Source organism: Vibrio sp. RE86 (assembly GCF_013114545.1).
Taxonomy (GTDB): Bacteria; Pseudomonadota; Gammaproteobacteria; order Enterobacterales; family Vibrionaceae; genus Vibrio.
Genome location: NZ_VTXI01000004.1, coordinates 52,515 through 73,733, shown reverse-complemented (window position 1 = coordinate 73,733; position 21,219 = coordinate 52,515). Strand labels below are relative to the sequence as shown.

18 protein-coding genes and 1 riboswitch are annotated in these 21,219 nt (G+C 44.7%); of the genes, 9 read left to right on the top strand and 9 right to left on the bottom strand.

Features of this window, described 5'->3' with window-relative positions; all coding sequences use genetic code 11:
• Positions 1-3: 3 nt before the first annotated feature.
• The gene (locus tag F0231_RS05540) at positions 4-1,260 is read left to right on the top strand and encodes a PTS ascorbate transporter subunit IIC (protein WP_171758725.1); all 1,257 of its coding nucleotides are present in this window, start codon (positions 4-6) and stop codon (positions 1,258-1,260) included.
• Entirely contained in the window at positions 1,257-1,703 is a 447-nt protein-coding gene (locus F0231_RS05535; protein ID WP_171758724.1) for a PTS sugar transporter subunit IIA, read from the top strand. The genes F0231_RS05540 and F0231_RS05535 overlap by 4 nt, the downstream gene beginning before the upstream one ends.
• Before the next feature lie 96 nt (positions 1,704-1,799).
• Here F0231_RS05535 and F0231_RS05530 read toward each other — a convergent pair whose 3' ends face one another.
• On the bottom strand, positions 1,800-2,708 hold the full coding sequence (locus F0231_RS05530; RefSeq protein ID WP_171758723.1) for a LysR family transcriptional regulator: 909 nt from the start codon (positions 2,706-2,708) through the stop codon (positions 1,800-1,802).
• Positions 2,709-2,849: 141 nt separating this feature from the next.
• Here F0231_RS05530 and F0231_RS05525 point away from each other — a divergent pair, with 141 nt between their 5' ends.
• Positions 2,850-3,797 (top strand): NAD(P)H-dependent oxidoreductase, encoded by a 948-nt coding sequence (locus tag F0231_RS05525; protein ID WP_171758722.1) that lies wholly within the window; start codon positions 2,850-2,852, stop codon positions 3,795-3,797.
• Between the two features lie 78 nt (positions 3,798-3,875).
• On the opposite strand, the gene F0231_RS05520 is transcribed toward F0231_RS05525, so the two are convergent.
• Entirely contained in the window at positions 3,876-5,282 is a 1,407-nt protein-coding gene (locus F0231_RS05520) for a PTS transporter subunit EIIC (protein WP_253825735.1), read from the bottom strand.
• A gap of 285 nt (positions 5,283-5,567) precedes the next feature.
• Here F0231_RS05520 and F0231_RS05515 point away from each other — a divergent pair, with 285 nt between their 5' ends.
• Positions 5,568-6,767, top strand: a complete 1,200-nt coding sequence (locus tag F0231_RS05515; protein ID WP_171758721.1) for an enolase C-terminal domain-like protein — start codon at positions 5,568-5,570, stop codon at positions 6,765-6,767.
• Between the two features lie 17 nt (positions 6,768-6,784).
• Here the strand turns inward: F0231_RS05515 and F0231_RS05510 are convergent, their stop codons facing one another.
• The 4 genes from F0231_RS05510 to rrtA form a co-directional block, all read right to left on the bottom strand.
• Positions 6,785-7,498 (bottom strand): GntR family transcriptional regulator, encoded by a 714-nt coding sequence (locus F0231_RS05510; protein ID WP_171758720.1) that lies wholly within the window; start codon positions 7,496-7,498, stop codon positions 6,785-6,787.
• 185 nt (positions 7,499-7,683) lie between these two features.
• Complete coding sequence (locus F0231_RS05505; RefSeq protein ID WP_171758719.1) at positions 7,684-9,117, bottom strand: DEAD/DEAH box helicase; 1,434 nt, start codon at positions 9,115-9,117, stop codon at positions 7,684-7,686.
• 93 nt (positions 9,118-9,210) lie between these two features.
• The gene (locus F0231_RS05500) at positions 9,211-11,244 is read right to left on the bottom strand and encodes an EAL domain-containing protein (RefSeq protein WP_171758718.1); all 2,034 of its coding nucleotides are present in this window, start codon (positions 11,242-11,244) and stop codon (positions 9,211-9,213) included.
• A 147-nt stretch (positions 11,245-11,391) separates the two neighbouring features.
• Positions 11,392-11,943 carry a rhombosortase gene (gene rrtA, locus F0231_RS05495; RefSeq protein WP_171758717.1) on the bottom strand — a complete coding sequence of 184 codons (552 nt, stop codon included), beginning with the start codon at positions 11,941-11,943 and terminating at the stop codon, positions 11,392-11,394.
• A 3-nt stretch (positions 11,944-11,946) separates the two neighbouring features.
• On the opposite strand from rrtA, the gene F0231_RS05490 reads away from it, so the two are divergent.
• Both F0231_RS05490 and F0231_RS05485 read left to right on the top strand, forming a co-directional pair.
• Positions 11,947-12,555, top strand: coding sequence for a tRNA-uridine aminocarboxypropyltransferase (locus F0231_RS05490; protein ID WP_171758716.1), 609 nt, complete (start codon positions 11,947-11,949; stop codon positions 12,553-12,555).
• Positions 12,556-12,636: 81 nt separating this feature from the next.
• Positions 12,637-12,736, top strand: a riboswitch (purine riboswitch).
• A 78-nt stretch (positions 12,737-12,814) separates the two neighbouring features.
• Positions 12,815-13,828 (top strand): adenosine deaminase, encoded by a 1,014-nt coding sequence (locus F0231_RS05485; protein ID WP_171758715.1) that lies wholly within the window; start codon positions 12,815-12,817, stop codon positions 13,826-13,828.
• 46 nt (positions 13,829-13,874) lie between these two features.
• Here F0231_RS05485 and F0231_RS05480 read toward each other — a convergent pair whose 3' ends face one another.
• The 3 genes from F0231_RS05480 to F0231_RS05470 all read right to left on the bottom strand — a co-directional run bounded on the left by F0231_RS05480 (position 13,875) and on the right by F0231_RS05470 (position 17,157).
• The gene (locus F0231_RS05480; protein WP_171758714.1) at positions 13,875-15,191 is read right to left on the bottom strand and encodes an anti-phage deoxyguanosine triphosphatase; all 1,317 of its coding nucleotides are present in this window, start codon (positions 15,189-15,191) and stop codon (positions 13,875-13,877) included.
• Positions 15,192-15,270: 79 nt separating this feature from the next.
• On the bottom strand, positions 15,271-15,870 hold the full coding sequence (gene yfbR / locus F0231_RS05475) for a 5'-deoxynucleotidase (protein WP_171758713.1): 600 nt from the start codon (positions 15,868-15,870) through the stop codon (positions 15,271-15,273).
• Positions 15,871-15,942: 72 nt separating this feature from the next.
• The gene (locus tag F0231_RS05470) at positions 15,943-17,157 is read right to left on the bottom strand and encodes a pyridoxal phosphate-dependent aminotransferase (RefSeq protein ID WP_171758712.1); all 1,215 of its coding nucleotides are present in this window, start codon (positions 17,155-17,157) and stop codon (positions 15,943-15,945) included.
• A 220-nt stretch (positions 17,158-17,377) separates the two neighbouring features.
• Here F0231_RS05470 and F0231_RS05465 point away from each other — a divergent pair, with 220 nt between their 5' ends.
• From F0231_RS05465 to menH, 3 genes are read left to right on the top strand one after another with little or no spacing between them, the layout of a single operon-like run.
• Positions 17,378-18,685 carry an isochorismate synthase MenF gene (locus tag F0231_RS05465; RefSeq protein ID WP_171758711.1) on the top strand — a complete coding sequence of 436 codons (1,308 nt, stop codon included), beginning with the start codon at positions 17,378-17,380 and terminating at the stop codon, positions 18,683-18,685.
• Positions 18,686-20,416 (top strand): 2-succinyl-5-enolpyruvyl-6-hydroxy-3-cyclohexene-1-carboxylic-acid synthase, encoded by a 1,731-nt coding sequence (gene menD, locus F0231_RS05460; RefSeq protein WP_171758710.1) that lies wholly within the window; start codon positions 18,686-18,688, stop codon positions 20,414-20,416.
• Positions 20,406-21,203, top strand: a complete 798-nt coding sequence (menH, locus tag F0231_RS05455) for a 2-succinyl-6-hydroxy-2,4-cyclohexadiene-1-carboxylate synthase (protein WP_171758709.1) — start codon at positions 20,406-20,408, stop codon at positions 21,201-21,203. Before menD ends, menH begins: the two co-directional genes overlap by 11 nt.
• The last annotated feature ends 16 nt before the right edge of the window (positions 21,204-21,219 follow it).

The following is a 21,219-nucleotide window of genomic DNA, read 5'->3' as shown; positions in this document are numbered from 1 at the left end:
AATATGGCTAATTTCTTTGAGTTCATGCTTGGCTTATTAAAAGAGCCAGCAATCATGGTTGGTTTAATTGCTTTTATAGGTTTGATTGCACAAAAAGCAGATATTTCAACCATATTAAAAGGCACGATTAAAACCGTAATGGGTTTCCTAATTTTAGGTTTCGGTGCGGGTGCACTTGTTGGTGCCCTAAATCATTTTTCAACAGTATTTACAGAAGCATTTGGTGTAAGCGGTGTTATTCCAAATAACGAAGCCATCGTAGCATTAGCGCAAGAAGCATTTGGCTACGAAATGGCACTGATTATGTTCTTTGCGTTCGTAGTAAATATTCTTTTGGCTCGTTTTACTCCGTTAAAATATATTTTCTTAACGGGTCACCACACGATGTTCATGTCTATGCTAGTCGCTGTAATCCTATCTACAGCGGGTATTCAAGGCACAGTATTAGTGGCAATGGGTTCTGTTATTGTTGGTTCTCTGATGGTGATCATGCCTGCACTTGCTCAGAAATATACTGAGAAAGTAATGGGTACTGACCAGCTAGCAATGGGTCACTTCTCAACGTTCTCTTACCTAGTATCTGGTTACATCGGTAGCAAGTTTGGTGATACGTCGAAAACAACGGAAGACATCAATGTACCTAAGAGCCTAATGTTCCTACGTGACACACCCGTTGCGGTTGCGACAACCATGGCAATCTTCTTTATGTTTGCTTCTATCATCGCGGGTGGCGAGTTTGTTGAAACGGTTTCTGGAGGTCAGAACTGGGTAGTCTTTACCTTCATGCAGTCTTTGGTTTTTGCGGGTGGTGTTTACATCGTACTGCAAGGCGTGAAGATGCTAATCGCAGAAATTGTTCCAGCGTTTAAAGGTATCTCTGACAAGCTAGTACCAGGTGCAAAACCAGCACTAGACTGCCCAATGGTATTCCCAGTTGCGCCAAATGCGGTACTTATTGGCTTCCTATCATCGTTTGCTGCAGGTTTAGTAGCGATGGGTATTCAAGGCATGTTTGACTGGACGATTATTGTCGCAGGCGTTGTTCCTCACTTCTTTGTGGGCGGTGCAGCAGGTGTTTACGGTAACGCAACCGGTGGTCTACGTGGTGCGATTCTAGGTTCGTTCACACAAGGTCTGTGTATCTCGTTCCTACCAATGCTTCTTCTTCCTGTTCTTGGTGGCTTAGGTCTTGAAGCAACAACATTCGCTGACTTCGACTTTGGTGTGGTTGGCCTGATTCTAGGATGGTTAGTATCATGAGCATTATGAATCTGATTGGCGATAACATTGTTATCTCAAACGAACAAAACTTAACGGTAGACAACGCACTTGATATCACTTGCTCAAAGCTTATCGAGCAGGGCAAAGTGGAAGCGACTTACCTAAAGGCGATTAAGCAGAAACACAAAGAAATCGGTGCATATTATGTACTGGCTCCGAAAATCGCGATGCCTCATGCTCGCCCTGAAGACGGTGTAAATGAAGCATCTCTGCAAATCACAGTATTTAAACATGGTGTGGATTTGGAGTCAGAAGATAATGGCAATGTGTTTTTCTCTGTCACTTTGGCTGCGCTAGATTCAGACAGCCATATTCAAACGATTGTTGCTTTGTCTGAGCTGTTTCAAAATGATGATGACATCGACGCTATCATTAGTGCAGAGAACAAATCAGCGATTGCTGAGATTCTAAAGAAATACTAATAAAGTAGTCCTCCCCCCTTACTGAAAAGTATTGAGCCCCCGTTAGTCACGGGGGCTTCTTTTATCTAATCATCTATCTATCTAGCTTGGTGACACCTAGTTTTCATCAAGGTCGAAATGATCAACAAGATAGTCAATCAATACGCGTACTCGTTTTACTTTCTGACTGTTGCGACTGAAGTAGAGGTAAAGACCGGGGTAGGTTGGCCACTTACTTTCAAGCACGGGAAGTAGTTCTCCACTCTCCAGTTCCTTTTTCAAAGATGGCAAGACGAGGCGACCAATACCGAGCCCTTGTTTAGCGGCATCAACCATTAAATCGGTATCATTGACGACAAGGCCGTAGGGTATTTCGACACGGATTTGTTGACCGTCTTCGATCAAATTGAGTTGTGCGTATTTGTTGGAGGTAATAAAGCGGTACTGGATCAGTTTGTGCTGGCTTAGATCTTCAAGCGCGCTCGGTGTACCGTAATGCTTCAGGTATTCTGGGGATGCGAACAATGCCTCTTGCATTGGCTCGGTGAGCTTTTTGGCCACCATACCTTCCTCAAGAATACTGCCGAATCGAATCCCTAGGTCGATGCCTTCCTTCACTATGTCCAAAGAGGCATCTGAGATAGAAATCTCAAACTCAATTTGAGGGTATTGGCGACAGAAATCGGCAAAAATGCGCTTGAAGTAAGTATTGTAGACAAACTTTGGCAGAGTAATGCGCAGCTTGCCACTTGGTTCTTCTGTCAGTTCTTGAACACTTTCCAATGCATAGCTGAGGGAATCCATCGCCTTGGCAGTGCGCTCGTGCAGCAATCGACCCGCGTCGGTTAATTCAATCTTTCGGGTGGTTCTATTGAACAGAGTGAGTCCGATATTACTCTCTAACAACTTAAGTGACTGACTCACGGATGGCGCCGCCATCTCAAGTTTTCTAGCCGCAGCGCGAATACTGCCTTCTTGAACAATGGTCTGAAACACTTGCAGTTGGCTATAGGTGGTTCCTTTCATACAGCACTTATCTATTGTTAGGTTTAACCTAATTAAAAAGTAAAATTTACAGATCTACAAGTGATGAATAAACAAGACTAAAGTACTCACATCCGATACGCAGTGTCGCGTTATCCAAAGAGTATTGAGTAGGAGCTAAACATGAGCAAAGTCGTCGTTATTTCAGGTCATCCAAATCTTGAGTCTTCGTACACAAATAAAGTGATTCTTGAGACGCTAAATGAGCAGATAGAGAGTATTGATGTTCGCCGCCTTGATGAACTGTATCCTGATTATCAAATCAATGTTGAGCAAGAACAGAATGCGCTACTGGATGCGGATGTGATTGTGCTTCAGTTTCCATTCTACTGGTACTCAGTGCCAGCACTACTGAAGAAGTGGATTGATGATGTGATGGCATTTAACTTCTCTTACGGGCCAGAGGGCGACAAGCTAAAAGGGAAAGCATTTATCATCTCTACAACTATTGGTGGGCCTACTGAGTCTTATGACCCGCTGGGTTACAACCACTTTACTGTCGAGCAATTGTTATACCCAATACAGCAAACCGCTTACCTAGCTGGAATGAACTACCAAAAGCCAATCTACACCAATGGCATGGTCTATATTCCTGGAGTGTACAACACTCAAAAAGGCGTTGAAGCGAAAGCTGTAGAGCATGCAGAGCGTTTGAGTAATCAAATCAACCATTTGCTTGAGTCACCACAAGTCAAAGTTACCGCTTTAGTAAAACGCTGGTTTGAAAAAATGGACAAACTAGAAGAAGACTCAGGTCCATTCCATGCAATGTTGCGTAACGATGTAGTGATTACTGTGCCAGAAGGTGAGTTCAAAGGGATTGCAGGGTTTAATGATTGGTACGCATTCCTACGTGATGCTTTTAAGCCAAATTGTGAACATGTGTTAGAGCAGATCACGGTTCATGAGCGAGAAGGACAACAAGTCGCTGAACTTAGAGTTCGCTTGATTGCGGAAACAACGCAAGGTGAGTCTATCAATGTACTTGTCAATGAAGAGTGGGTTGTAGACATGAGTGCAAATCAGCCAAAAATTGTGACTTACAAAGTTGAGCCAGTTATCAGCGCTTAATCGACCCGTTCGTCAGTCGAGTTAGCCAAAACAGTAAAGGCTTACTAAATGAACCTAGTAAGCCTTTATTGGGTGTTGCTATTTATTGTCGACTCGCACGAATGCCGTCGTTAAAGCAAATGAAAGAATAAACACTCCGCACACACCTAACACCGCTTGAATAAAGTTTTGAGTACCACTTGCAAGATAAGCAGGCAGACTGAAAACAGAAGACAGAATGTAACTGGTTAGGTGAGTATCAATCGTGACTGAGATTGCGCCAACAATACCGGTAGCTAGGCTCGCCATAAATAGTGCTTTTGTGTACTTAGTTAGGGTACCGAAAAGTGCCGGTTCAGTAATACCAAGGATTGCCGTTACACCAGAACCTACCGTTACTGAAGATTGCTCTTTAGAGACGCTGTTACGTTGCTTGTACCAGATTGCCATTGTTGCACCGGCGATAGCGAGGTTACCCAGACACATAATAGGCATCAGGAGATCTTTTCCGTATAGGGCAAAGTTGTTCAAGCTGATAGGTGTCATGCTGTGGTGGATACCAAACACAATCGTAATTGGACGTGTTAGGCCGAAGATAAAGCCAGTCAGCGTTGGTGAAATCTCAAGTAGTGAACTCACCACCCAGCCTGCACCGTTACTCAGCCACATACCTGCTGGAGCAACCAGAGAAAGCACTACTGTTGACGTTACCGTGAACGCAAGTAGCGGAGTGAATACTGGTTTGGCAGAAGCAGGAACTAACTTATCTACCATAGGGGTGATTTTAGACAGTACCCACACCGCAAGAATCGCAGGCACGATTGCGCCGCCGTAATTTAGAAGTTCAATTGGCAACATGCCAAAGACTTGAAGTTCTGCTTTATCACCTGCTTCACTAAGTAGTGTCGCTTTTTCTAGAAGTTTTGGTGACATCATTGCTGCTGCAACCGCTAGCGCAATGTATTCATTTACCTTGAACACCTTCGCTGCTGAGAACGACACCAGCATTGGTAGGAAGAAGAACACAGCAACCGAGATTGAGCGGAAGAAGAAAACGGTATCTGAGGATTCTGAAATCACGTTGGTTGCGATAAGGCCAGATAAGAGACCCATCAACATACCCGCACCGGCAATCGCTGGTACGACAGGACCAAAGATACCCGCTACGATACGCATCGCGTTTTGGAATAGCTTGCCTTTCTCTTGTGGGATCTCTGCATCTTCTGGTGCCGCACTTGCGCCAGAAAGAGCTAAGTACCACTTTTCAACATCGACACCGATGATAACCTGAGTCTGGCCTTGAGCCAGAACCACGCCTTTAACGCCTTGGATAGCTTCGAGTTTTTCTTTGTTTGCTTTTGATTCATCCACAAGCTTAAAACGCAGTCGTGTCATACAGTGCGTGATGTTTGCGATGTTTTCTTTGCCGCCAAGTGCTGCGACTAAATCATGTAGTTTCATGCTGAAGCTGTCTGCTTTTTCTGGCGGTACGTCGCCAATAGCCATGTTCGTTTCGGTCAATTGCATCATACTTTCCCATGTGCTTGTCTGCTCATTTACTGCGCTCATCTTAGCGGTTGAGCGTTTTTATCCAATCGAGAAAACAGTGACTGAACTCACATTAAAACGGCTAGAAAATTAATTTTGGCCTATTTTTACCAATTGGTTCGTTTTTCTATCTTAAATCAAAACAGGAACGAACCAGTTAAATTTAAGCATAATTTAGCCCTTGAAATCTGCATTTTTTCGCTGTTATATAAAATAATTCCAGATAGCCAGAGATAGTTCAAAGTGAACAAAAATACGATTTCAAATATAGAGTGCATCATTACTAAACCAGATAGACATAACCTAATTACAGTTATTGTCGAGACTGATTCTGGTGTAACTGGTTTTGGTTGTGCGACCTTCCAGCAAAGACCATTAGCAGTAAAAACTATGGTTGATGAATATTTAAAACCGTTATTAATTGGTAAAGATGCAAATAATATTGAAGATCTTTGGCAAATGATGATGGTTAATTCATATTGGCGTAATGGACCAGTCATTAATAATGCTGTGTCTGGTGTCGATATGGCACTTTGGGATATAAAGTCTAAACTCGCAAATATGCCCTTACATCAATTGTTTGGTGGTAAATCGCGAAACGCAATTCAAGTTTATACCCATGCGACTAGTGACACGATGGAAGGGTTGTATGCACAAGTCGATAAATATCTGGCGCAAGGGTATAAACATATCCGTTGTCAGCTTGGTTTTTACGGTGGTGTGCCTGAAAATATCCATACAGCTGATCAGCCAACAGAGGGTTCCTACTACGACCAAGATCAGTACATGGACAATACGCTAGAGATGTTTAAGCAGCTGCGTGAAAAGTATGGCAAGTCATTCCATATTTTACATGATGTTCATGAAAGGCTATTTCCAAATCAAGCGATTCAGTTTGCTAAAGAGGTCGAGAAGTATTCACCATACTTTATCGAAGATATTCTGCCGCCAAACCAAACAGAATGGTTGGACAACATACGCAGTCAAACATCGACGTCGCTTGCATTAGGTGAATTGTTTAACAACCCTGAAGAGTGGAAATCACTGATAGCTAATCGTCGCATAGACTTTATTCGTTGCCATGTCTCTCAAATCGGCGGTATTACGCCAGCGTTGAAGCTTGGCCATCTATGCGCAAACTTTGGCGTTCGCATCGCTTGGCATTGCCCGCCTGATATGACGCCAATTGGTGCCGCAGTAAATACACACCTCAATGTGCATCTACATAATGCTGCAATTCAGGAGCACGTCGAGTATAAAGCCAATACCAAGCGTGTATTCCCTAATGCTGCAGAGCCGAAGAATGGCTATTTGTATGCTTCAGAAAAGAGTGGGATTGGCGTTGAAATGGACGTGACTGCTGCGAGAGATTTTCCAGTTGAATATCGCCCTCATGAGTGGACTCAAAGCCGCTTACCTGACGGCAGTATTCACACCCCATAATAAATAAACGGCCGCAGTTAGCGGCCGTTTTCATCTCTGTAATTAAGACTCTCGGAATTAAACTGTGTGTGGTAAGTACACTGGTAGTCGATATCAATAATATCGCTCACAACAAACACTTCACCTGACTTCAGAAACCCGCGATTGGTAATGTTCATAGCCGCATGAGAACGCTTACAGCTCAATAGATCGGAGTCTTCCTTAGACAGATTGATGGCTCTATACGTCGTGAGATAACTGTCGATTTCTAAACCTAATGAAAGTACGTATTTTTGCAAAGAGCTTTCAATGATCTTCTCATCAACTTTAGGGAATATTCGTACAGGGAGACGAGTCTCCTCTATTTGAGTGACTTTCCCGTGAATTAGTCTAAGCCGTTTTATATGCCAAAGGTATTCATCTTCTTTAATTGAAAATACTTGCATTTCATGGGGAGTCGGTAAGCGTTTATTGAGTTTTAACTTTCTATAAGCGATCTCTCCAAATTTATTCTCTGTCACTGAGTTATAAATTAAAGGCGTGCCGATAATAGAAGTGTTAACGAAATAGCCAGAACCCATTTTTGATTTAACTATTCCGATCGCTTCGAGTTTAGATAATGCTTTTCGAACAGAGAATCTTGATAATTCATATTTTTCAGCGAGCTCTCGTTCGGAAGGGAGTTTAACCGCTATTGCCCCTTGGCAAACTTTACTTACGATATCTTGGACTAACTCTTCGTACTTTTTCATAATACCTTGGGTAATATTGGAAAGGTGCAGTAAATATTTTACGCTCGAATTCCAAAACCGCTAACGATTTCTATTCAGAGTTTGATGCTGTTCAATTGATTAATTAGGCATAGCGGACGCATGAACGTTAGATAAACAAAAGCCCCACGAATGTGAGGCTTAATAGACATTATGATGCAAAGAGATTAGGCGCTTGGCTTGCGATTCGCAGGTTTACGGCGCTGCTGGCCATTACCACTGTTCCCACCGTTATTGCTCTTTGGTTTTCCGCCAACCGGTTTGCGTTTTGCCTGACCGCCGTTACCTTTGTTGTCACCGTTTGGTTTACTGTGACCAAAGTGGCGTTTGTTCTTTCCTGCAGGTTTATTGCCACGAGCATTATCGCCAGAACGCTGACCATCAGCATGATCTGTCTTTGGCTTTTTCGGCTTTTTAGGTTTCTTTGGCTTGATAGGGCGAGTATCTAGCTTAGATTCCGGCAGTTCATTGACTGGTTTGTAACCTTCAAGCTCTAAGCGAGGTAGAACTTGTTGGATTAAACGCTCAATACCAAACAGCTCACCTGCTTCATCCACTTCAACCAGTGAGATTGCATGACCCGGCTCACCAGCGCGGCCAGTACGACCAATGCGGTGAACGTAATCTTCAGACACTTTAGGTAAGTCGAAGTTAACAACTTGCGGAAGCTGAGGAATGTCGATACCACGAGCTGCGATATCGGTTGCAACGAGCACACGTACATCACCAGACTTAAAGTCCGCTAAAGCGCGAGTTCGAGCACCTTGGCTCTTGTTGCCGTGAATAGGCGCCGAGGTAATGCCTTCTTTTTCTAGGAAGAATGAGAGGCGGTTTGCGCCGTGTTTCGTCTTACAGAAAACCAGAACCTGTTTCCAATCACCGTCTTTAATCAGCTTGACCAGCATTGGCGCTTTCTTACGCTTATCAGCAGGGTAAATCACCTGCTCGATAGTCACCGCTGTCGAGTTCTCTTTACTTACGGAGACTTCAACAGGGTCGTTGACTAAACCTTTGGCAAGTTCACGAATCTCAGGTGAGAAAGTCGCTGAAAATAGCAGATTCTGACGCTGTTTTGGCAGAATGTTAAGGATCTTACGGATATCACGGATAAAGCCCATATCTAACATACGGTCAGCTTCGTCCAGTACCAGCACTTCAAGTTGATCAAACTTCACTGCGTTTTGCTGATAAAGGTCGAGTAGACGACCCGGTGTCGCCACCAAAACGTCACAACCTTTACGAAGCTTCATCATTTGTGGGTTGACTTTAACGCCGCCGAATACAACCTGCGACGTTAAGCGTTGGTGACGGCTGTACTTGAATACGTTCTCCTGAACCTGCGCAGCAAGCTCACGTGTTGGCGTTAGTACCAAAGCGCGTACATGGTTGCCTTTCACATGTTTGCCCTTATCCAGACGCTCAAGAATAGGAAGCGTAAAGCCAGCAGTTTTACCTGTACCTGTCTGCGCGGCTGCCATCACATCTCTTCCCGCTAAAACAGCAGGAATTGCTTGTTCCTGAATAGGAGATGGCGTGTCATAGCCTTGTTCTTCAATAGCTTTAAGGATTGGTGCAGAAAGGCCTAAAGAGGTAAAACCCATATATGATTCTCAGTTAAGTATGCAGAGGGTGAACCCGTAGTGGCTCTCCCAGAAAAGGGCGCCATTCTGAGCCCTTTACCGACTAACATCAACCTAATTATTTAATTCACAAGTTAGTAGGTTGGGCAATTTCGCCAACGGCTGAGGCTTAAAAAAGTAAAAGCCTTGGATGAACTGTATGCCAAGTTGGCGTGCGAGGTTGAGTTCATTTTCATTTTCTACCCCTTCAACAACCACTTGGGAGCAACTTGTTGCCGCTATCTGATAGGTTAGATCCAAAAGCTTTCTTCCACGAGTGGTCGCGGAGTTCATCACCAATGAGCGATCAATCTTGACCTTATCGAATTCAAATTTTGCGAGGTACCCGATAGATGAGTAGCCAGAGCCAAAGTCGTCCAGAGCAATTGAAATACCATACCCTTTTAATTGCGTCAGCACTTCTTGAGTCGCGGTTTCATCCTTAATTAAGAGTTCTTCGGTGATCTCCAGTTCCAGATTTTTCGCATCTAATTCGCTTGCTTCGACCATTTGAATGAGAGTGGAGGCAAAGTGAGTCACTAAGAAGGTTTCAGGTGAGATATTGATTGAGATCTTTTGCCCTTCTTGTAATGAATAGTGCTGATAGTTGTCGAGTGCCTCTTGAATCACCCACATATCAAGATTGGCGAGTAAGCCTAAGTTGGCAAAATCATCAATGAAGTGCGGAGGAGTAATGCGCCCATCATGACCTTGGTGACGCAGCAGGGCTTCAAAAGAGACGATTCGCCCCGTTTTGATGTCGACCTGTGGCTGGTAAAAGAGAACAAATTTGCCGGACTCCTGAAGTTCAGAGACAACTCGCTGAGATTGTGTCTTCATTTCCAGTTGCGGCACCACAGTACGATTGTGTTCAAATGAGTAAGCCTCAGGTGTCGCGAACATGCGTTCTGAGTTGAGCTTAGGTGTGATAACCGAATCACTGCCAAGCTTCTCCATCTTGGTGAAGAATGGCAAATAGATCATCATACCTACGGCCAGAATCACTGCCTGAAGTGCCATTCCCGCTATTGAGCCAGTCCCGACATAACCACCAACCAAAGGAGGGGTGAGCCAGCTCATTAACTCTGAAATCGGGGGAACCAAACCAATAGTAGTGGCGACGTAAGCGATGATAAGACCGACAATGGGCGTCACAATGAAGGGCAGGATCATAATAGGGTTAAACATAATCGGCAGCCCATAAATCACCGGCTCGTTAATATTGAACAAGCTAAGAACGAACACGGCGAGAGCCAATTTTCGGTACATGACGTTTTTGGCAAAGAACAGCATGCAAAGCACTAAACTAAAGGTGTTCCCCGCGCCGCCCATTCCGCTGTAGAAGTCAAAAAAGTTAGAGGTAAAAATAGGCAGTTCATGGCCGAATTGATGATACGCGGCGAGGCTTTGCTCGGTCAGTTGATAGATTTCGGTTTTGTAAGCTGAAAAAATAACGTGTCCATTGATACCCACTGACCATAATAGATTTCGCACGAGTTCATAAAGCACAGCATCAACCAGAGAGTTCGGATCAAGCTCGGGCAACAAAGAGTTAAAAGGGATATAGCGCAGCGTCAGATGGTTTAGGACTGTGCTGATAAAAACAACACAAAGGACAGTCGCGATGCATTGGACAACTAACTGCAATGACGATTCAACCACCGAGGGAAGCGACTTATCGGCTTTAACATTAAAACGACTCAGCTTTTGTTGAACGAAACTAACGGCGATAGGAATGCAGATGGCTAAAAAGGTATTTGGTGGAACAATCATGTCGCTCGAAATCAGATCCCACTGCAAGCAGACAAGGAAGTAACTGACCAAAGACGAGATGATCACACCCTCTTTGAGCTGGTGTTTAAAACTTGCGATAGTCTGTGAATAGAACGTAATCAGCAGAATAGGGAAAAGCTGAGAGACCAGAGCAGTGGCGGATTGCATTGAGCGGCTTAACTGGTCATAGCCCAGCAGATCTACGCCGTTAGAAAGCAGCAATAAAAAGGCTGAAATAATCGATATCGGGAGTAGCCGAATAAAAACATGGCAGATACCCGCGAGGTAGGGGCTTTGAGTTAATCTAGAGTAGAAGCTTTTGTTCTCTATTTGCATTTCATTGCATAAATATAAATCCTTTGTGTATAGTTAACCAAATTTTATGATATTTCGTCTAGTAAAATATCTATTAAATAGTCAATTATCGGCCGGAATGAGTGTAAGTAATACGTTGAAATACGCACTTAACGTGCAAGAAAGTGGTTACTTTTTTGTATAGTTAGAAGCAAACTTGTAAAACAAAGCCAATGCAAAACCAGACACTACGCCAAACAGGTGAGCTTCAACCGCAACTCGCGCATTAATCAAATCGCTAGTGGATTGTGAAGCGCCAACAGTCATCTCCCAAGTTACCTTAGCTATGACCCCTAAAACCAGTAGCCAACTACTTTTACGTCCGTTTAAACTCTCTTGCAGTGCAAAGTAAGCGAATAATCCGTGTAGTAGACCTGACAGCCCAACGTAACCCTTCATGTCACTCAAGAAGTTAAGCAGCCCAACAGACACCCCAATGGTAAGCAGTAAGGCAAGCAATGTTCTCTCACTCGGTTTAAAGATGTAGCTGATGACCCAAAGCCCTGCTAAGTTCATTCCAAGGTGGGCAAAGTTGGTATGGGTAAAGTTTCCTGATAGGATGCGCCACCATTGGCCGTCTAAAATTAGGTAGCGATGCCAATTAACCAGCGAAGCCATTGGCTCAAATTGCAAAGCTAAGCAAGTAACGCTGACTGCGATCAACAATAGAAATAAGCGCACACTATGTCCCGATACTGTTCTCAATGTGGAAAATCACTCAAAGCGTGTATTTGTGAGTGGATACAAAGCCTAACATCGAATGTTGAGCTGATCATCCTCCAACATCACAGCGAGACGAATCGTCCGATGGGGACAGCGCGAATTCTCAACCTATCCCTTGCTAACAGTTACTGTTTTGTTGGTGAAGACTTTACTGCCGATGACAAGCTTAACCAGCTGCTTGATGACGATTCTTACCAGCATTTCGTTCTTTACCCCGGAGAAGAAGCAATATCGCACCAGAGTGTGGCGGCACGCGTGTCTGAAGGTGAAAAAGTGCGAATCATTCTACTCGACGGAACGTGGAAAAAAGCCTACAAAATGTGGCAGCTATCGGTCAATCTGCACTCTTTGTCTTTAATTCGTTTACCTGAGAACTTACAAGGTAACTACCGCATTCGAAAAGCGCCTAGCGATAACAGCCTCTCTACGGTTGAAGCCGGGTTTCATATCTTAACGCTGTTAGAACCAAGCCGTGATTTTTCTCCACTCCTTGAGGCTTTTAATCAGATGATTGAGTTTCAAATCAAGCAGATGCCGCCCGGCGTGTTTGAAAAAAACTATCTCTCTTAGTTTCATATTGGTCTAGACTTAACCCCAAGCGCGAAGTTGCAACAGCCAATAAAGTCTGAATATAATGCGCGCAATCGTTTAGCTTTCGAGCTTTGCGATCTTCGTATAATCCCACTGATAGGGTGTGGGAGTCTCTACCTGAAACCGTTAATTTCAGATTACGAAGAGTTAAGTGCATAGCGCTTTTCTCTTTGTATGTCCGAAACTTTTCTAGAGAAAAGCGTTTGCTAGAACCAATCATTTGAATGGAGACGCAAGCGTGAATCAAACCACTTTTATCCAACAGATGCCCAAAGTTGAGCTGCATTTACATATTGAAGGGTCACTAGAGCCTGAAATGATGTTTGAACTGGCTCAGCGTAATCAAATCTCATTGCCATTTTTGACGCCTGATGAAGTGAAAGAAGCCTACCAGTTCAGTAACCTTCAGTCGTTTCTTGATATCTACTATCAAGGGGCGAACGTACTGATCCGCGAGCAAGACTTTTACGATCTAACTTGGGCTTATTTACTTCGTTGTCAGCAAGATAATGTGATTCATACTGAGATTTTCTTTGATCCTCAGACACACACCGAACGAGGCATTGCCTTCTCGACAGTGATAAACGGCATTCATCGAGCATTAGAAGATGGGCGCGATCAACTCGGGATCAGCAGCCAAATTATCATGTGCTTCTTACGCCACCTCGATGAAGAGAGTGCGTTTGATACCTTGTTCGAGGCCTTGTCTCATAAAGATAAAATCATTGGTGTTGGTCTGGACTCATCAGAAGTCGGTCATCCACCTGAAAAATTCCAGCGAGTGTTTGAAAAAGCCATTGAAGAGGGATTTTTGACTGTGGCTCATGCGGGTGAAGAAGGGCCCGCAAGTAATATTTACAAAAGCTTAGAGCTACTCAAAGTAAGCCGAGTAGATCATGGAGTGCGTTGCTCAGACGATGAAAATCTCTTGCAGCTACTGGCTGAAAGTCAAATGCCTTTGACGGTTTGCCCACTCTCAAATACCAAACTGAAAGTGTTTGAAGATATGTCTGATCACAACTTGGTTGAGCTACTTCGCCGTGGCTTATGTATTACGATTAATTCCGATGATCCGGCGTACTTTGGCGGGTATATGACCGATAACTTCGTTGCGGTTGCGCAGAGTCACCAGTTGAGTTATCAAGAGTTAGTGCAATTCACACAAAATGCCATTTCAGCGAGCTTTATTAGTGAAGACCACAAACAATCATTAAGACAGAAAGTAGCGGAGTTCTGTCAGTCTACGATGTGATAAAAAGTATTCAGCGTCAGAGGGTGGACTCTGACGCTGAACTTGATCATAGAGAAGAGAATAGCTGTTGATGAAGCCTTTGAGCATGGCCGTCAGTCATGGATGAAATGTAGTCGGCGATAACGCGATAGCCGGCGCTCTCGTCTTCTTTGCCTAGCCACTGCTGACGAGTTTGGATAGGTAGAAGCCTTTCTGGGTCAGCACTCAAGGCTTCGAAAACATCCATTATGATCTGTTGACCTTTATATTCGACCACTTGAACGTGCGGAACTTGAATCACGTACTCACTGACAAAGCGTTTTAGAATATCTAAAGCTTTGGCCATTGAAGGCTCAAGCACCGCGTTGAATGCCAGCAGGTCGCTTTTAAACGGCGCATCGACGGGCTTGACGGAAATACTGGTGAGGAGTGCGTTTACCATCCCGCCGATTGCATCTTTACGCTGATAATGAGTGCCTGCAAATAGCATCTCAGAAATAGAAGCAATGTGCTTTTCAAACCAAGGGTCGCCACACTCAGCTAATGAGCTTGCGGCACCTTCGACCCATTGATGTCGATTGACCATACCAAGCACTAAGGCATCTTCTAAATCATGCACTCCGTATGCGATGTCATCAGCAAGTTCCATAATGGAACAGTCAATGGACTTGTAGCGCGTTTTCTTGTGTTGGTGGTCATTGTAGATTTCCTCGCGCATCTGGCTAAAGAGTGCTTTGTCTGCTTCATCCAGTGGCTCTAAAACCCATTCAAATGATTTATTGTCGCAGTCATACAAACCTTTGGCTGGTGACCAATCACTTGCTTTTAGTTTTCGCTGATGCGAAGGGATAGGCGCAAGAGCAGTCGCACGTGTTTGGCTAATCAACGCCGGATACTTGAGCAGGCCAAGTAGTGTGCGGCGAGCTAAGTTCATGCCAAAGTGTTCAGTGTAAGGTTCGAGTTTGGCGACAATACGGAATGTTTGAGCATTGCCTTCGAACCCTCCATGGTCACGCATCATATAGTTAAGTGCGACTTCACCACCGTGACCATAAGGTGGGTGGCCGATATCATGGGCAAGGCAGAGAGAGTCGATCAAACTGTCACTGGGCAGTAAGTCACGAAACTCGGGTTGTTTCTTCTTAATTTGAGCGACAATACCTGTACCGAGCTGAGCGGCTTCAAGAGAGTGGGTCAGACGGGTGCGGTGGAAGTCATCAAAACTGTTACCGTGGACTTGCGTTTTCGCTTGTAAGCGGCGAAATGCAGCAGAATGTAAGATACGCGCACGATCGCGCTGAAAAGGGCTACGATGGTCATCACGACGCAGCTTATGCTCATCATCATGTCGTTCTGCCCATAACTCGCTGATTTTAAACGTCATAGGTGTACTCCCTTATCTTTTTTCTTACCGTACACTTATACAAATGCCACTGCAAGGCATTGACGGCAAAGCACGCGAATTAGCTGATTTCATCCAGAGAGAGTTCAAAGCTTGGCGCAAACACATTAAGGAAGTAATCCATCTCTGGGCTGCTGCGTTCCTTGAGAGTGACGTCTAAACGCTTTTTAGCCAGTGCATATTCATGGTTGCCCGCACTGAGTTCTTCTAAGCATTTTAAGTAAGCGCAAATCGTATCGGCTTGCTTAACAATGGATGCATCTTCTTTATGAGCCGCTGTTGATACCAGAAATGGAGCGAAGTCTTCTTGAAATTCTTCAGGCAACATCGAGAGCAACTTTTGTTCGGCAGCCGCTTCTATCTTCTTATATTCTTTGGCAATTTCAGGGTTGTAGTATTTGACTGGCGTTGGAAGGTCACCCGTCAACACTTCGCTGGTATCGTGGTACATACCCAAGATCGCGATTCTTTCTGGATTGAGATCGCCGCCAAACTTTTTGTTTTTGATGACAGCAAGGGCGTGAGCGACAAAGGCAACCTGTAGGCTGTGCTCAGAGATGTTTTCTGTTGAAACCGAGCGCATTAATGGCCAACGCTGAATGAGCTTCATACGAGCAAGGTGGGCGAAGAAGTGGCTTTCACTAGGATGTTCTTGTGACATTACTTTCCTCCAAAATTAGAAAAGGGCACTCAATGAGCACCCTTTAAGCATATGAAAGAACGGACTTAATTACTACTGGCTGTAAGTCGATAAGAAGCGTTCAAAACGACCAATCGCCAGCTCAAGGTCTTCGACGTGTGGCAACGTCACAATGCGGAAGTGGTCAGGTTTAGGCCAGTTGAAGCCAGTTCCCTGTACGAGCAGCACTTTCTCTTGAACGAGGAAGTCGAGCACCATTTTTTGGTCATCTTTGATGTTGTACATCTTGGTGTCAATTTTCGGGAATAGATACATCGCCCCTTTAGGCTTCACACAAGACACTCCAGGGATCTGGTTAATCAGCTCCCAAGCCCGGTCTCGTTGTTCAAGCAGACGACCACCTGGCAGAATCAACTCATTAATACTTTGGTAACCGCCTAATGCTGTTTGGATTGCATGCTGCATAGGAACGTTGGCACACAAACGCATGGAAGAGAGCATATCCAGACCGTTTATATAGCCTTGCGCTTGGTGTTTCGGGCCGGTTAAGAACATCCAACCGCCGCGAAAGCCACATACACGGTATGCCTTAGATAGGCCGTTAAACGTTACGACCAACACATCTTCTGTTAATGTCGCCACCGAGGTATGAGTAGCGCCGTCGTAAAGCACTTTGTCGTAGATTTCATCGGCAAAGATGATCAGTTTATGCTGACGAGCAATCTCAATCACTTCTAGCAAGTAATCTCGGCTGTAAACCGCGCCAGTAGGGTTGTTCGGGTTAATGAGAACAATACCACGAGTCTTTGGCGTGATTTTGCTTCTAATATCATCAAGGTCTGGATACCAGTCGGCTTCTTCATCACAAATGTAGTGAACCGCTTTACCGCCCGAGAGCGCAACAGAGGCTGTCCAAAGAGGATAATCAGGCGCTGGTACAAGCATTTCGTCGCCATTGTTAAGCAGTGCTTGCATCGCCATTACGATTAGCTCTGAAACGCCGTTTCCTACGTATACATCTTCAACATCTAAAGAACGAATGCCTTTGCGCTGGTAATGTTGTACTACGGCTTTACGTGCAGAGTAGATACCTTTCGAATCACAGTAACCCTGTGAAGTAGGAAGGTTTCGAATTACATCAACCAAAATTTCGTCTGGGGCGTCGAAGCCAAATGGGGCGGGGTTACCGATGTTTAACTTCAGTATTTTATGCCCCTCTTCCTCCATGCGCTTAGCATGTTTGAGTACAGGACCCCTAATGTCGTAGCAGACATTGTCGAGTTTTGACGACATCCCGATATTTTGCATTGAATAAAACCTAAAAATTATTGAATTTCTTTATTAAAGTAACTCAAAAAGAGGTTACTTAGAATAAAAATCTACTGAGATAACAACAATAAAGCCCTTGTAGCACGTTTGCTATCACAGGATTTTGCAAAACATTGATTGCAACCTTGATTTGAGTAAGGGCTATTAATAGAGTAGCAAGTTAAAATAGAATAATAACCCTTATGCATACGAGGCTGATTTGTCATACTTTCATCAAGCCGTTACTGAACTGATTGAACGCGTAAAGGATGCGGAAGATGGTGTAAACCGTCTGGTTCAAGTTCTTGAGGAAAAACCTGACTTTGCGTTTATAGACTGGCTAGAGGCGCAGCCGCTATTTCCTAAGTTTTACTGGCAATCACGTGATACGCGTGAAGAAGTCGTTGCACTAGGTCAACTGCATACTTTTGTTGACCCTGCGCCGGCTTATACCATTCTGGCTGATGACCAGCGTATCTGGGGTGGGCGATCTTTCGATGGACAAACTGGAAAGAATCGCCGCTGTATGTCTTCTTTCTTCTTTCTGCCTCAGGTCGAACTGATTCGCTTCGATGACTCTTGGTCATTGGCGGTCAACCTGACAGCAGAAAAACACCGCACCTTAGCCGCACTGCACAAATTAAAGTTTGAGGTTTCTACGCTTCTTCCTGTGTCCGCTCATATCGAACATATAGAGCACACGCCTGTTCAATCTCAATGGACTGAGTTAGTCGATAAGGTGCTGCAAGGCATCGAAAATAATCAATTCAAAAAAGTGGTGCTAGCCAGAAAGAGCGCAGTAACGCTTGATAGACCCTTATGTGCGGCGCAACTGCTTAAATCAAGCTACCTGAACAACCATCATAGCTTCCACTTCTTACTCGCTTTGGATAAAAAGCACAGCTTTATTGGGTCAACTCCTGAACGCTTATACTCTCGACAGGGGCAGGAGCTCTACACAGAAGCGCTGGCGGGTACAATCGGCCGTGGAAGCAATGCTAGCCAAGACATGGAACTGGCAAATTGGCTGGCAAGTGATACAAAGAACCTCAATGAAAACCAATATGTCGTAGATGATATTATTGATCGCTTAGTACCTTACTCTGATGATGTGCATGTTGAGCAAGATGTTCGGCTTGTTCGTCTGCGCAAAGTGCAGCATTTGAAGCGCAGTATTCATGCGCATTTGCACAAAGGTATCAATGGCGTTCAACTGCTTGGCGCGCTTCAACCTACCGCCGCAGTAGCAGGACTGCCTCGTGAAGAGTCGATGGCGTTTATTCAAGAAAATGAACCTTTCGCGCGTGGCTGGTATGCAGGTTCGATGGGGTTTATTAGCCACCAAAAGGCCGAATTTTGTGTCGCGATTCGCAGCGCCTTGGTCCTTGAAGACCAAGTTCAGCTATTTGCTGGTGCAGGCATTGTGCCAGGCTCCGTCGCTGACCACGAATGGCAAGAGCTAGATAAAAAAATGTCGACTTTGCTCTCTTTGATTTCCAATCATCCACCGTTAGGAGTCGCTTCTTAAATGAGTGACCAATCTACACCCTTACAGCAAGCCGTGATTAACCGAATCTGGAGCCAGACCTTACTTGAAGAGCTCAGTCGCTTTGGTATCCATGATGTCTGTATTGCACCGGGCTCGCGCTCTACGCCATTAACGTTAGAAGCGGACGAAAACTCAAAGCTGATTTTGCACACCCACTTCGATGAGCGCGGATTAGGTTTTTTCGCTTTAGGGTTAGCTAAGGCGAGTCAAAAGCCAGTGGCAGTGATTGTGACCTCGGGTACGGCTGTTGCAAACTTGCTGCCTGCCATTGCGGAAGCTAAGTTGACGGGGGAAAAGCTGGTGGTGCTCACTGCCGATAGACCTGTTGAATTAATAGGGTGCGGGGCAAACCAAGCGATCAATCAGTCAGGTATTTTTTCTGACCATGTGCTTGGTTCATTGGAGCTGCCTAGTCCGTCTTTGAATGTGCCTCTTAAATGGCTGTTGACCTCCATTGATCACTTGATGTTCGAACAACAGAAATCTGGTTCAGCCGTTCATATTAATTGCCCGTTCCCTGAGCCGTTGTACAGCAAAGAGCCTAAAGCGATCTATCAAAATTATATCGACCAGTTAGGTTCGTGGCACTCAACCAGTAAGCCATACACTAAGCAGTTAGTTCAGCAGGCGGTTGCGCCAATAGATGCGGGAGAGTTGTTTACACGCAAAGGGGTGATTGTTTTAGGTAGTATCAGTTTGGTCGAGGCTCATAAAGCGAAAGCGTTGGCGGAAAAGCTCGGCTGGCCTTTATTGTGTGACCCTCAATCTGGCTTGACCTCTAATTGGGCGCACTACGATATTTGGCTGCAAAACTCAGCGCTTTCTCAATGCTTAAATCAGTGTGAAACCATACTGCAGTTTGGCTCTAGAATCGTCTCTAAACGCTTCAATCATTGGTTAGAAAAACAAGTAGAGGAACGAGCTGCAACTTATCATTATGTGGATGCTAGCTCCTCAAGAAACAACCAATCCCATTTAATGCAAACTCACCATCTCGCCAGCATTGGCAATTGGATTGAGCAGGCTCAAGATACATTACCGCCGTTGTTAAACTCACAGTCTGGCTGGGGGGATGAACTCAATGGTCTAGCTGAGCAGGTATCCAGCTTGGCACAATTGCACTTGGCTGCCTCTGCACCATTAAGCGAGATAAGCTTAGCCTTGAGTATGAATGACTTACCAAACAGCTCTCAGTTGTTTTTAGGCAATAGTCTGTTTGTCCGCCTAGTGGACATGTTCTCTAGCGTTGATAATTACTCGGTTTACAGTAACCGCGGTGCTTCGGGGATTGATGGCCTTATTGCAACGGCAAGCGGCGTAGTTAGCGCCAATCAAGCCCCAACCGTGGTATTCATTGGTGATACGTCATTACTCTATGATCTCAATTCTCTGGCGCTGCTAACGAAACAAACAACGCCTGTGGTCATTGTGGTGACGAACAATGATGGTGGCGCGATTTTCGATCTCTTGCCTGTTCCTCAAGAACAAAAACAATCTCTGTATCAGATGCCACATGGCTATGACTTTGAGTTTGCGGCGAAGCAATTCAAGCTTGGCTACAGTAAACCAGAAACGCTCGATGCATATAAAGAGCGCGTTAACCATCATCTGCTAGAGGGAGAAGGGGCGTTAATTGTTGAAGTTCAAACCCCACCTGAACAAGCTTCCGCGCAGCTCAAAGAACTGATCCAACAAGTCCATGCTTTATAGTCAGATCAACAAAACATTTAACGACACTTCACGACCTTTGATTGTTTATCTTCATGGCCTGCTTGGTTCGGGCAAAGATTGGAAACAGGTAAGCGATCTGCTTGATGAATACCCCTCTATGTCGATTGATTTGGCAGGTCATGGGCAGAGCGTTGCTCAAGCATGTTCTGACTTTAAGCAGTGTTGTGATCAAATATCTGACACTCTGCTTACCCAAGTCTGTTCAGAGCGACCTATAGTATTGGTTGGCTATTCGTTGGGTGGCCGTATAGCAATGTCAGGTGTTGCGTTGGGTTACTTTGCATCCCTGAATATCCAACTGCTGATCGTCGAAGGGGGCAACTTTGGTCTGCAAAATGATCAGCAAAAACAACAGCGATGGACCAATGACCAACAATGGGCACACAGATTTCGTGTTGAACCCATTGAACAGGTGTTGAGCGATTGGTATCAGCAGAGCGTGTTTAGTTCACTAAACCATGAGCAAAGACAAAAACTGATCGCTAAACGCAGTGCTAACCTTGGTCATGCGGTCGCAGAGATGCTTGAAGCAACATCGCTATCCAAACAAGAGTATTTGCTCGATGGCTTAAAGCGGTCGGGCGTTGAAACCCATTATATATGTGGCGAAGAAGACAATAAGTTTAGTCAGTTGGCCGAACGAAGCGGTTTGTCTTTTAGCCGAGTCGCGAAAGCGGGGCACAATGTTCATGTTGAACAGCCACAGGCTTTTGCGGGCATCGTAAAAGCTCAGCTTATCAATCACTTTGATACGTTGAGCCAGTAAGTAAACAAACAGGAAT

Excerpts from the sequence above, each read along its gene's own strand:
- F0231_RS05540 (WP_171758725.1), top strand. The coding sequence starts at position 4 with ATGGCTAATTTCTTTGAGTTCATGCTTGGCTTATTAAAAGAGCCAGCA.
- F0231_RS05535 (WP_171758724.1), top strand. The coding sequence starts at position 1,257 with ATGAGCATTATGAATCTGATTGGCGATAACATTGTTATCTCAAACGAA.
- F0231_RS05530 (WP_171758723.1), bottom strand. The coding sequence starts at position 2,708 with ATGAAAGGAACCACCTATAGCCAACTGCAAGTGTTTCAGACCATTGTT.
- F0231_RS05525 (WP_171758722.1), top strand. The coding sequence starts at position 2,850 with ATGAGCAAAGTCGTCGTTATTTCAGGTCATCCAAATCTTGAGTCTTCG.
- F0231_RS05520 (WP_253825735.1), bottom strand. The coding sequence starts at position 5,282 with ATGGCTATTGGCGACGTACCGCCAGAAAAAGCAGACAGCTTCAGCATG.
- F0231_RS05510 (WP_171758720.1), bottom strand. The coding sequence starts at position 7,498 with ATGAAAAAGTACGAAGAGTTAGTCCAAGATATCGTAAGTAAAGTTTGC.
- F0231_RS05505 (WP_171758719.1), bottom strand. The coding sequence starts at position 9,117 with ATGGGTTTTACCTCTTTAGGCCTTTCTGCACCAATCCTTAAAGCTATT.
- F0231_RS05500 (WP_171758718.1), bottom strand. The coding sequence starts at position 11,244 with ATGCAAATAGAGAACAAAAGCTTCTACTCTAGATTAACTCAAAGCCCC.
- F0231_RS05490 (WP_171758716.1), top strand. The coding sequence starts at position 11,947 with ATGTCCCGATACTGTTCTCAATGTGGAAAATCACTCAAAGCGTGTATT.
- F0231_RS05480 (WP_171758714.1), bottom strand. The coding sequence starts at position 15,191 with ATGACGTTTAAAATCAGCGAGTTATGGGCAGAACGACATGATGATGAG.
- yfbR (WP_171758713.1), bottom strand. The coding sequence starts at position 15,870 with ATGTCACAAGAACATCCTAGTGAAAGCCACTTCTTCGCCCACCTTGCT.
- F0231_RS05470 (WP_171758712.1), bottom strand. The coding sequence starts at position 17,157 with ATGCAAAATATCGGGATGTCGTCAAAACTCGACAATGTCTGCTACGAC.
- menD (WP_171758710.1), top strand. The coding sequence starts at position 18,686 with ATGAGTGACCAATCTACACCCTTACAGCAAGCCGTGATTAACCGAATC.
- menH (WP_171758709.1), top strand. The coding sequence starts at position 20,406 with ATGCTTTATAGTCAGATCAACAAAACATTTAACGACACTTCACGACCT.